Here is an 11,189-nt window from a genome sequence, read left to right as displayed (position 1 = left end):
TGGAGGCGGTGGCGATGGTGTCGACGTTGGCCGCCACATCGGACACGACAGCCACCAGATTGGCACTCATCTGATTGAGTGCGCGCATCAGTTGGCCGGTCTCATCGGAGGCAGCCGTCGCGAACTTGTGAAGCAAGTCGCCTCCCGCAATGGCACGTGCCACCTCGCAGGCCTTGTCCAGCGGTTTCAGGATCGTCTGCACGATGAAATAGCCGAACCCTGCCATAGCAAGCGCCCCTGCCCCGCACACCATGGCGATCAGCGCAGGCAACCCACTTTGTCCGCCGGGTGCATTGACCAGAGCGCTTGCCTGCCACCAGCCCAGCGCCCCCAGGACCAACACCAATGCGGCGCCCAAGCCAGTGCTCAATGCAATCCGGTCCTTGATCGGAATAAGCCTCACGGCGCTAAGGCTAAAGGCTGCGCGCCAGCCGCGTCGCACCACGTTGCCTTGCCGGATAGCCAGATGCTCAGCTGTGCCTTCCTTGAATTTCCGATAAATCTGCTCAACCTCGAGAATCTGGCTTCGCGCCGGCTTGCTGCGCACAGACATAAACCCTTGCGTCCTGCCTTTTACCTGAATCGGTGTCACGTTGGCGAGCACCCAGTAGAAGTCGCCGGTTTTGCGCCGGTTTTTGACAAGGCCGGTCCAGGGAAGCCCCTGACCCAGCGTCGTCCAAAAATCTGCAAACGCTTCTTCTGGCATGTCCGGATGGCGCACGATGTTATGCGCGCTTCCGATGAGCTCTTCTTTGGTGAAATTGCTCGCTTCCACAAAGGCAGGGTTGACATACGTAATGCAGCCCTTGAGATCAGTCCTGGAGACCAGCGTGGCCCCTTCTTGCAGTTCATATTCAATAGTCGTCACGGGTAAATTTCTGCGCACTTTTTAGGTCCTTCTTTTGGGTGTGTTGTTAATACTTTATGGGTCACTCGAAAACCGCCAGCGGTTGACTAGCGTGGGCTGGTCAGAGACTCAAGCGACTCGCGCAGGCTGCTGCGCAACCGGCTGATGGCCTGGCTGTGGAGCTGGCAAACGCGCGACTGGGTGACCTCCAGCACGGCGCCGATCTCCCGAAGATTCAGCTCTTCTTCATAGTACAGACTGAGTAACAGACGCTCACGTTCCGACAAATGTTCGATGGCTTCAACCAACAGACGCCGAAAGTCACCTTTGAGAAGCTGTGTCAGCGGCTCGTCGATCATGCATTGGGCGCCCTGGCTTTGCCGGTCAAGAAAGCTGTTTTCCCTGTTTTCCTGGTCGCCTCGATCAAAGTCTTCGTAATAGACCAGCTGGCAGCCGTGAATCTCCTGCAGCAGGTGTTGATAGGCATCCAGTGGCAGCTGCAGTTCTTGCGCGATCTCGCCTTCGGTGGGCGCGCGTCCAAGCTTTTGTTCCTGGGCGTGAACCGCCGTCGAGACGCTGCGCGAAGACTGCCGCAAGCCACGCGACACCCAATCGTTGGCACGCAGTTCGTCCAGCATGGCGCCGCGGATACGCTGACTGGCGTAAGTTTCGAATTTCGCCCCGCGGTCATCCTGATAGCGGTTGGCGGCATCCAGCAAACCCATCATGCCGACCTGGATCAGGTCATCCAGCTCGACGTTGGCCGGCAGTTTGGCAATCAGTTGCAAGGCCAGGCGTCGCACCAGCGGGACGTATTGCGTCAGCAAATCGGACGGGCCGGACTTGTCGATCTTGCCCTGGGATGTGTACATTGAGGATTCCTCCTGCTTTCTTAACGATAGTGGCCTTCAAGCTTGGAGCTCTGCATCAGTGCATCTCCAACACAGGACTGGCTTCGTGGCTGGCAGCAACAAAGGGAAGCAGTGAGGGCGCGCGGCCGCCCGGCGGGCGCCACGGCCACTGCAGCAAATCAGATGCAATTTGGCGAAAGTCCATGGCGGCCGGGCTGGTCTGAAATGCTTCGACGACGGTCAAATTCAGTCGCCGGGCCTGGGCCAGACGCGGATCGGCCCTGACACAGCCAGCGGGCTCCAGCGCCAGCGCGAGATAGCGGCTGCCGGTGTGCGCCAGATTGGCCAGTATGCGTTGCGCCTCGGCCGCGTCGGTGGCGTAGTTGACCAGCACGCGCAAGCGCTGTAGCGCATGGGCGTAGTGAAGCCTCTTGATGCAGGCATAGGACGCCGTGATCGACGCCGCATTCGGCTGCAACACCACCAGGACGTTATCTGCCTGGGCGGCCAGTGGCGACAGCGCTCCTTCCTTGTCGAGCACAGCATCGATCAACACCAGCCGTCCCTCGCGCTGGGCCTGGGTTGACTGCGCCCCGCTGCGCTCATCCAGCAGCAGCACATCCTGGCCCTGTTGCACCAGTGCTGCTGCCAGGTTCAGCGTGACGCTCGTCACGCCGACAGCCGGTCCGCTGCCAACCACGGCCACCAGCCGCCCCGGGCTGCTGGCCATCAGGCGCCGCAGCCCGTCAGCCTGATCGGTAACCACTTTTCTCACTGTGGCCTCCTCAAGCTTGCGCCGGGGCCATGTGCGACTGAGGCGATAGGGCCGCACCATCGGTCTCCAGCGCATCCAGCAACACAAAAAGTTTTCCCAAGCCTTCAAACAGCGCGGGGCCCGGCACGGGTCGGTCCGGGCGGACTGATCGTCCGGCCAGTTGTGCCAGCGCCTTGCGCGCCGTGTCAGCCCAGACGTCCTGCGCACGTTGCAGACGAAACACCGTGGTTGAAGCCTGTCCGGCAACCAGCAACCGCTTGCGCACGGCAACGTCACCCGCCAGGCCACCGCCTCCGCCTCCGAGCTGCAGAATGCCCTGCTTCAGAAGTTTGAAATACGGTTCGGCCGCGGTCCGCCAGGCAGGCCACTGCACCATCTGCTGTGCTGTTGCCTGGACGTCGGTACTGGCCAGCAGGTAGCTGTGTGCCAGCGGTTTACCGCTGTCCGCGTCAACAATGCGCCGCACCACACAGCGCAGCGTCGAAGAGGCTGCTTCGGTGCCCCCCGTGCTGTCCTTTGGGTTAGGGCGCAGGCTAACCAGCGCTTCTGCCACCGATAGCAAGGCAGGCTTCCTCCGATACGTTATCGGTTGTGGAGCGCTGAAGGAGAGCCCTGCGGCCAGCTTGGCCAGCGTTCCCGGAGTGCCGCGTCCAGCGTCCACGATGCGAAGGGCAGCGGTGCCACAGGCCACCCATTGGAGGCCGCTGGACTGCCACTCATGAATCAGCCCGGATGCCGGGATACGGGCGAACAGGTGAACGACCGGTTTGCCTAATTTGAGCTGTTGCACCCAGCCAGCTTGCCGCATGCCGGGCTGCGCCGGGCCTACCAGCAACTGGTGCGGCGCAGCGAAGGGCAGGCCACTGCGGTCCGATAGCAGCAGGGTGCTGGCGAGCACACCGGAATCAGCGCCTTCCTCCGATGCGAGGCTGATCTCGCCGGCGACCGCCAACACGTAGTCGTTGCAACTGCTAGCGATGTCGGCTAGAGCCTGTGCCAGCAGGGTTTGCGCGATCGTTTTTCCTCCAACCTGGTCGTCCGAGAGATTGCGCCAGAGTGCGCGGGTTTCCTCAAAGCCGATCTGGCCGGTGGCAAGCGCGCTCGCGTTGGAAGCCAGTTCCTGCGCATTGTGAGTCAGCGCCCGGATCAGCTGCTGGCATTGCGAGCGCAAACGCTCACTGACCGCCTCTGCCGCGGCCACTTCTGCCTCATTGCTGAGGAGTGCTGGCCGTTCGTCAAGATCGGCCTCGCCGGGCACAAACAGTGCGCTTCGGCTTTTGGCCTGAAACACGCTGTCAATCAGAACACTGCGGTCGACCAGCATCAAGTGCTCCGGGACCTTCTGGCCGCTGGAGATGTAGTGCACCGGCAATTGGTAGCGAATTGCCATGTCAATCAGCGCACCGGGGTGCGTGGCCTCGTCAACTTTGGTGAAGATGCAACCCGCCAGGTCGGTACTACCCGCCCTCTGCTCTCCGTGGCGGTAGGCCTGCACCACTTCGTTGAGCGTGTCGCCATGGCTGGAAGCGTTGAGCAGCAGCAGGCGCTTGACCGGGCGACTGGAACCGCACAGCATGGCGATCTGGTCGGAGACGGCGCGGTCGCGCTGGCTCATGCCCACCGTGTCAATCAGCACCATATGCTTGTCGCGCAGGTCCGCCAGCACCCGCTCCAGGTCGGCTGCGTCTTTGACGGCATGCACCGACACGCCCAGAATCTGGCCATAGATGCGCAACTGTTCATAGGCGCCGATCCGGTAGCTGTCGGTGGTGACCAGCGCCAATTTCCCCGACCCGAAGCGCATGACGCAGCGCGCAGCCAGCTTGGCGGTCGTGGTGGTCTTGCCCACCCCCGTCGGTCCCATCAGTGCATAGACGCCGCCCTCGTCCATCAGTGCGTCTTCATTCTCAAGCATGGGCATCTGACGTGCCAACTCCAACTTGACATAGTCCATGCCACTGGCATAACTCTGGCCGGTGGGCAGGTTTTCCAGAATATCTTTGGCCAGACGTGCGCTGAAGCCGGCACCGAGGAGCGTACGCAGCAAGTGCCCGCGTACCGGGTCGCGCCTTTGCTTTTCGCTCCACGCCATGCCGGCCAACTGCTCTTCGATCATGCCGCGCATCGAATGGATTTCCCGCAGAACGCTGTCGCCATCGCCATCGCTGACGGTGGCCGGCCCCAACAAGGGTTTGAGCGCTGATGGCGGGGGGGCAGGCGGCTGGCTGGGGAAGGCAGGTGGCGGCGCCGGAGCCGTCATCCTGGCGACGGGCTCTTCCATCGTCGCCACGATTTCAACGCCGTCGGCGGTCACGCGGTTCGATAGAACAATGGCGTCTGGTCCCAGCCTTTCGCGCAAAAGGCGCAGCGCCTCGCGACTGGAGGGCGCAACGACCTTACAGGTCGCTGTGCTGGTTTCCGTACTGGTATTCAAGCTTTTCCTCCAATAGTGGCGGTAACTTTGATGGTGCGGGTGTCGGGTATTTCAGCGTGAGAAAGCACCTTGAGCTGCGGCAGACTGCGGCGTAAAAAGCGGGCCAGCAATACGCGTAGCGAATGTTGCACCACCAGAACGGGCGTCAACCCCAGTTGCGCCTGGCGATCCATTGCCGACTGGGCTTCCCGTAGCAGGCTGTCGGCCAGGCCTGGCTCGAGGCCATTGCTGTTGCTCAGGGCCTGCAGCAGCACGCGGTCAAGCGAACCGTCGAGGCCAATGACCTGCAGCTCCTCATTGCCCGGGAAGATTTGCTGGATGGTCGCGCGGCCCAGCGCCAGCCGGATCAACGACGTCAACTCGGTGGTATCGGTCACAGTCGGCGCATGTTCGGCAAGCACATCAAGAATGGTGCGCATGTCCCGGATCGGCACGCTCTCATCAAGCAGGTTTTGCAGCACCTTTTGCAGGGTCGTGAGTGACAATGTCTTGGGTACCAGATCCTGGATCAGCATGGGCGACTCCTTGCCGATGCGGTCCAGCAACTGCTGCACCTCCTGACGCCCCAGCAACTCGGCCGCATGCGCGTGAATGAGGTGATTCAGGTGCGTCGCCACCACGGTGCTGGCGTCGACAACCGTGTACCCATAAATCTGAGCCTGTTCGCGCAAGCTGCTGTCAATCCAGATGGCCGGCAAGCCGAATGCCGGGTCCTTGGTCTGGGTACCGGGTAGCGTCGCACTGACCTGTCCCGGATTGATGGCCATCCATTGGCCGGGTGAGGCCTCGCCATGGCCAATCTGGACGCCTTTTAGCTTGATCACATACGCGTTGGGCTTGATCTCGAGGTTGTCGCGAATATGAACCACGGGCACCAGAAAACCGATGTCTTGCGCGAACTTTTTGCGAATACTTTTGATGCGACCCAATAACTCACCGTTTTGCGCCCTGTCCACCAGAGAGATAAGCCGGTAGCCCACTTCAAGCCCGAGCGGATCCACCAGAGACACATCGTCCCAAGTAGCCTCCTGCGACTCCGCCGCTGCCGGCGCGGGAGGAGGTTCAGCAGCAGCAGCGCCGTCAGCGCCGCTCCCCACACGTTGCATCACACGGCGTCCGAGCCAGATCAGGCTACCGGCAATGATCAGAAACGCCATATTGGGCATTCCCGGAATCAAGCCCATCAAGCCGATGACGCCCGCGGTCAGAAACAACACCCGCGGATTGGCAAACAGCTGCCCGGTGAGTTGTCCGCCCACGTCCTCGTCAGTTGTCACGCGCGACACAATCACGCCGGCTGCCGTTGAAATCACCAATGCCGGGATTTGCGCAACCAAGCCATCGCCGATGGCAAGCAGGGTGTAAGTTGTGGCCGCAGCCGAAAAATCGAGACCGTGCTGGGCAACACCGACGATCAGGCCACCAATGATGTTGATCACCAAAATGAGCAAGCCCGCGACGGCATCGCCGCGGACGAACTTGCTGGCACCGTCCATCGAGCCGTAGAAGGCGGCCTCCTGTGCCACTTCGGCGCGGCGTTTGCGTGCCACGTCTTCACCGATCAGGCCAGCATTCAGGTCCGCGTCGATCGCCATCTGCTTGCCCGGCATCGCATCGAGTGTGAACCTCGCACCGACTTCGGCAATGCGGCCCGCGCCCTTGGTAATCACCATGAAGTTGATCACCACCAAAATGATAAAAACCATGACGCCGACAGCAAAGTTGCCGCCGACCAGAAAATGACCGAAAGCCTCGATCACTTTGCCGGCGGCATCCGGGCCGGTATGGCCCTCCATCAGCACCACGCGGCTGGACGCGACATTGAGCGACAAGCGCAGCAGCGTCGTGAACAGCAGCACGGCTGGGAAGGCAGCGAAATCCAGTGCCTTCTTTGTGTACATGCTGACCAGCAGAACCATGATGGACAGCGCGATATTGAACGTGAACAGCAGGTCCAGCAAAAACGCCGGCAACGGCAGGACCATCATGCTGAGGATCAGGACGATCAGAATTGGACCGACCAGCCCTTTGGTCTTGTTGCCCGCCAAGATCTGCTTGGGTAGGCTTAACCATGAATTCATTGTTGTCATGCAGGGGTTCTCTGGGGATCGAGTGATTCAGGCACTGGCAAGTCCTGAGGCGTGCGCGGCATCGCACCACCTTCACTGCTTTGGCGATTCAGTTGATAAGCCCAGGCCAGCACTTCAGCCACGGCCGCATACAAAGCGGCAGGAATCTCGTCGCCCAACTGGGTGTGGCGGTACAGTGCCCGAGTGAGCGGCGGCGCCTCAAGAATCGGAATCTTGTTTTCTTCGGCCATGGCGCGAATGCGCAAGGCCACCAGATCAGCGCCTTTGGCGACCACCCGGGGTGCGCGCATTTCCTTGTCAAGGTACTTGAGTGCGACCGCAAAGTGAGTGGGGTTGGTGACGATGATGTCGGCCTTGGGCACTTCGGCCATCATGCGGCGCTTCGCCATCTGCTGTTGCTGCCGGCGGATCTGGGCCTTGACCTGCGGATTGCCGTCGTTTTCCTTTTGTTCCTGTCGCAAATCCTCGCGCGACATGCGCAGCTTGTGGGCGTGGCTCCACAGCTGGTAGGGCACATCGATTGCCACCACCAGCAACAGCGACCCAATGATCAGTGCGCAACTGCTGGCCACCAAGCGCAGGGTATGCGGCAGCGCGGCCTGTACCGGCTCGCTCATCAGGGCCATGATCGAGGTCACATTGCCCGATATGACCCACCAGGCAACGCCGCCGACGAGCAGGGACTTGATGATGGTCTTGACCAGCTCGGCCAGTGTTTCAGCCGAAAACATGCGGCCGATGCCAGCCACCGGATTCATTTTTGAAAAATTGGGCGCCAGCGATTTGGTTGAGAGCAGCCAGCCGCCAAGCATCATGGGCGCTACCAGCGCCGCCAGCAGCATCATGGCAAGAAGCGGCATCAGCGCCTGCAGCGCATGCAGGACGGCGGTTCCGGCCTGCACCATCATGTGTGACGCATCGAATGCAGAGGCACGCTCGAATTGCAGGCCATTGCGCAACGCATCGCCGAAATGTCCACCCATCGTCTCCCCCATGGCCCACAGGCCGCCGAGGCCCGTTACCAGCATCACAAAGGTGACCAATTCTCGGGACCGCGCGACCTGCCCTTCCTCGCGCGCCTTTTCCAGACGCCCGGGTGAGGCGGGTTCGGTTTTTTCGAGATCACTTTCTTCCGCCATCAATGCTCCGGAGCGCCAGGCGCAAAGCGCACCATCCAAAGATTATTGAGGCAGAGGCCTTGATCCGATCAGCCAAACAGGCCAGGGATAGGCCTGTTCCTTGGGCAATCAGGGCTCGCTGCTTTCTTAAAATCCGAGGCTGGCCAGCAGATCATCGACCTGACCTTGATCGTCGACCGCATCGGCGTTGCCGACTTTGATTTGAGGCCCGTTGAGCAAGCCATGGCTCACGTCCTGCCGTTTTTCAACCGGTGTGTTGTCGACCAGAAGCTGCAGCAGCTGCGTCTCCATCTCCTTGATCACGTCCATCATCTTCTTGATGACCTGGCCGGTCAGGTCCTGGAAGTCCTGCGCCATCATGATTTCCATCAACTGGGCATTGGTCGCACTGACCTGCTGCGGCACCTCTGACAAATAGCTGCGGGTGTCGAGCACCAGTTCGCGCGCGTCATCCAACTCCAGTGGACTGGCAAACCATACATCCCAACGCTGGGTCAAGCCCTTTGCCTTCTTGGACAAGCCCTCCTGGATGGGCTGGGCGACATCGATCGCGTTAAGTGCTCTTTCGGCCGCACGTTCGGTCATTTGGGCCACATAGCCTAGACGGTCACGTGCATCGGGAATGGCCTCGGCCGCCCTGGCAATGCCCTTGTCCAGTCCCAACTCACGCATGCCTTCGCGCATCTGGCGCGTCAAATGACCGATGCGATTAACCAGTTGCTCGGCCGAATCGCCAACAACCGCGTCAGAAAAGTCATCTTGCGCCATATCAAGCACCATCCTTCGCGATTTTTTCAAATATCTTGGTAATTTTTTCTTCCAGCGTGATGGCAGTAAACGGTTTGACGACATAGCCGTTGGCGCCGGCCTGGGCGGCCGCAATGATGTTTTCCTTTTTCGCTTCGGCAGTCACCATCAGCACCGGCAGCTTGGCAAACAAAGGATCGGCGCGAATCGCCTGCAGCATGGCCAGGCCATCCATGTTCGGCATATTCCAGTCGGACACGACAAAACCGTAGTTGCCACTCCTGACTTTTTCCAGCCCGACCGCGCCGTCTTCGGCCTCGTCGACATTGACGAACTCCAGCTCTTTGAGCAGATTACGAACAATCCGGCGCATAGTCGGGAAATCGTCCACGACCAGAATTTTGATGCTTTTATCGACCACATTCACTCCAAAAATTGATTACCAACACAGCCATCCGCGGGTGCTCCGGATACACCAGCCAAAGGCTCTAACGTTTTTTCTTCTCTATACCCGATTGGTCCGCTCACCCAGCGACCTCAGGTGTGCCAACACACGCTGACTCATTTCCTGTAGCGGAGCGACCTCGCACGCGGCACCGATTGCAATCGCTTCACGCGGCATGCCGAACACCACGCAACTAGCCTCGTCCTGTGCCAGCGTATGGGCACCCGCCTGACGCATGCGCAGCAGGCCTTCGGCACCATCACGCCCCATGCCGGTCAGAATCACACCGATGGCATTTTTGCCAGCATGTTTTGCAGCTGAATCAAACAACACGTCAATCGATGGACGATGCCGGTTCACCGGCGGCTCCTGGTCCACATGTGCAACGTAATTTGCACCGCTGCGCGTCAGCGACAGATGAAATCCGCCGGGCGCAATGTAGGCATGACCTGGCAATATCCGTTCACCATGCACGGCCTCCGAAACGACGATGCGGCACAAGCCGTTGAGGCGCTGGGCAAAAGAATGGGTAAAACCGGCGGGCATGTGCTGTGTAATCATGATGCCCGGACTGTCCGGCGGCAAGGGCTGCAAGACCTCACGGATCGCTTCAGTGCCACCGGTGGATGCGCCAATGATGATGAGCTTCTCGGTGCTCAACAGGGGACTGCGCAGCAGGGGCGCTTCTACCACCGGTGCCGGACTGCCTGGCGTCGCTGCACGCCTTGCTGGCAGCAGCCGGGCGGCGGCGGCAATACGAATCTTGCCGGCAATCAGGTCGGTGTAGGCCAGCAAGCCATCACGTATGCCAAGGCGCGGCTTGGTGACAAAGTCGATCGCCCCAAGCTCCAAGGCGCGCAGTGCTGCTTCCGATCCGCGTTCGGTCAGTGACGACACCATCACAACAGGCATGGGCCGCAAGCGCATCAGTTTTTCGAGAAATTCCAGTCCGTCCATGCGTGGCATTTCGACGTCCAGCGTCATCACGTCGGGGTTGTGCCGCTTGACCAGATCGCGAGCGACTAAAGGATCGGAGGCGGTCGCCACCACGGTCATGTCGGGCTGGCTATTGATGATTTCAGTCATCAGGCTGCGTATCAGTGCCGAGTCGTCGACACACAGGACCTTGATTTTATTTGCGCTCATACGGCCCAAGTACTCTTGTTAACATCGTTGCGAGGAACGCCCGTATCGAAGAGCGCCACCTTGTTGCAGCCTCGCTGTTTCAACAGCGCCTGCACCAACTCCTGTTCGTCATGCTGCACCAGCAGCGCGTCGTCCTGTCGACGAAGCTTTCGCAAGGTGACTCTGCCGGTCATGGGAAAATAATTGATGCGACGGGGCAGGCTCCCCCGCAAATCCTGAGCCGTTATCCGGACCTGTTCCGTTTGCAGATAACGCAGTACAAAATCGGCGTTGCGGTCACCAATATTGAGCATCGTCATATTGGCCAGAACCGCGCCACCACCAAACACCTTGGCTTCCAGCCGTTCCCGCCTGGCGCCGGCTTTGAACAATTCATTGAGCAGCATTTCCATGGCATAAACGCCATATCGCATGGCTGCGGCTGCGTCCCGCGATGCCGGGTCAGCATCTTCCGGCAGCATAAAGTGGTTCATGCCGCCAATACCCGCAATACTGTCACGCACGCAAGCTGACACGCACGATCCCAATACTGTCGTCAACACCATATCCCTGGAGGTAACGTAATACTCACCGGGCAACAACTTTACCGCTGAAATATTAAACTCGCGATCAAAATAATGGCGGCTGGCGACCGGCTCCATGTCCGCCGAACTCATGCTTGCGCCGTCGCCCGGTTGGACACCAGTTCATAAACCGTCTGGCCGCGCAGCCGGAA

General features: G+C 60.1%; 10 protein-coding genes. All 10 read right to left on the bottom strand.

Annotation, left to right across the window (positions count from 1 at the left end; translation table 11 throughout):
- Positions 1-868 (bottom strand): methyl-accepting chemotaxis protein (locus B3F77_RS16750; protein ID WP_293606050.1); only part of this gene is annotated, 868 nt, incomplete at its 3' end.
- Between the two features lie 86 nt (positions 869-954).
- Positions 955-1,719: an RNA polymerase sigma factor FliA gene (locus tag B3F77_RS16745; protein ID WP_293606049.1), complete on the bottom strand. Its 765-nt coding sequence runs from the start codon at positions 1,717-1,719 to the stop codon at positions 955-957.
- A gap of 55 nt (positions 1,720-1,774) precedes the next feature.
- Positions 1,775-2,473, bottom strand: coding sequence for a MinD/ParA family protein (locus B3F77_RS16740; protein WP_293606048.1), 699 nt, complete (start codon positions 2,471-2,473; stop codon positions 1,775-1,777).
- A 10-nt stretch (positions 2,474-2,483) separates the two neighbouring features.
- Positions 2,484-4,907: a flagellar biosynthesis protein FlhF gene (gene flhF / locus B3F77_RS16735; RefSeq protein WP_293606047.1), complete on the bottom strand. Its 2,424-nt coding sequence runs from the start codon at positions 4,905-4,907 to the stop codon at positions 2,484-2,486.
- Entirely contained in the window at positions 4,904-6,988 is a 2,085-nt protein-coding gene (flhA, locus tag B3F77_RS16730) for a flagellar biosynthesis protein FlhA (RefSeq protein WP_414703034.1), read from the bottom strand. The genes flhF and flhA overlap by 4 nt, the downstream gene beginning before the upstream one ends.
- 5 nt (positions 6,989-6,993) lie before the next feature.
- Positions 6,994-8,136 (bottom strand): flagellar biosynthesis protein FlhB, encoded by a 1,143-nt coding sequence (gene flhB, locus B3F77_RS16725; RefSeq protein ID WP_293606045.1) that lies wholly within the window; start codon positions 8,134-8,136, stop codon positions 6,994-6,996.
- Positions 8,137-8,262: 126 nt separating this feature from the next.
- Positions 8,263-8,904: a protein phosphatase CheZ gene (gene cheZ, locus B3F77_RS16720; protein ID WP_293606044.1), complete on the bottom strand. Its 642-nt coding sequence runs from the start codon at positions 8,902-8,904 to the stop codon at positions 8,263-8,265.
- A gap of 1 nt (position 8,905) precedes the next feature.
- Positions 8,906-9,304, bottom strand: coding sequence for a chemotaxis response regulator CheY (gene cheY / locus B3F77_RS16715; protein WP_293606043.1), 399 nt, complete (start codon positions 9,302-9,304; stop codon positions 8,906-8,908).
- Between the two features lie 84 nt (positions 9,305-9,388).
- Positions 9,389-10,474 carry a protein-glutamate methylesterase/protein-glutamine glutaminase gene (locus B3F77_RS16710; RefSeq protein ID WP_293606042.1) on the bottom strand — a complete coding sequence of 362 codons (1,086 nt, stop codon included), beginning with the start codon at positions 10,472-10,474 and terminating at the stop codon, positions 9,389-9,391.
- A complete protein-coding gene (gene cheD, locus B3F77_RS16705; RefSeq protein WP_293606041.1) occupies positions 10,471-11,130 on the bottom strand; it encodes a chemoreceptor glutamine deamidase CheD in 660 nt (219 codons plus the stop codon). The genes B3F77_RS16710 and cheD overlap by 4 nt, the downstream gene beginning before the upstream one ends.
- Positions 11,131-11,189: the final 59 nt, after the last annotated feature.

It is taken from the genome of Polaromonas sp. UBA4122, from assembly GCA_002381615.1.
Classification (GTDB): domain Bacteria; phylum Pseudomonadota; class Gammaproteobacteria; order Burkholderiales; family Burkholderiaceae_C; genus Polaromonas.
This window is presented reverse-complemented; position numbering and strand designations above follow the sequence as displayed.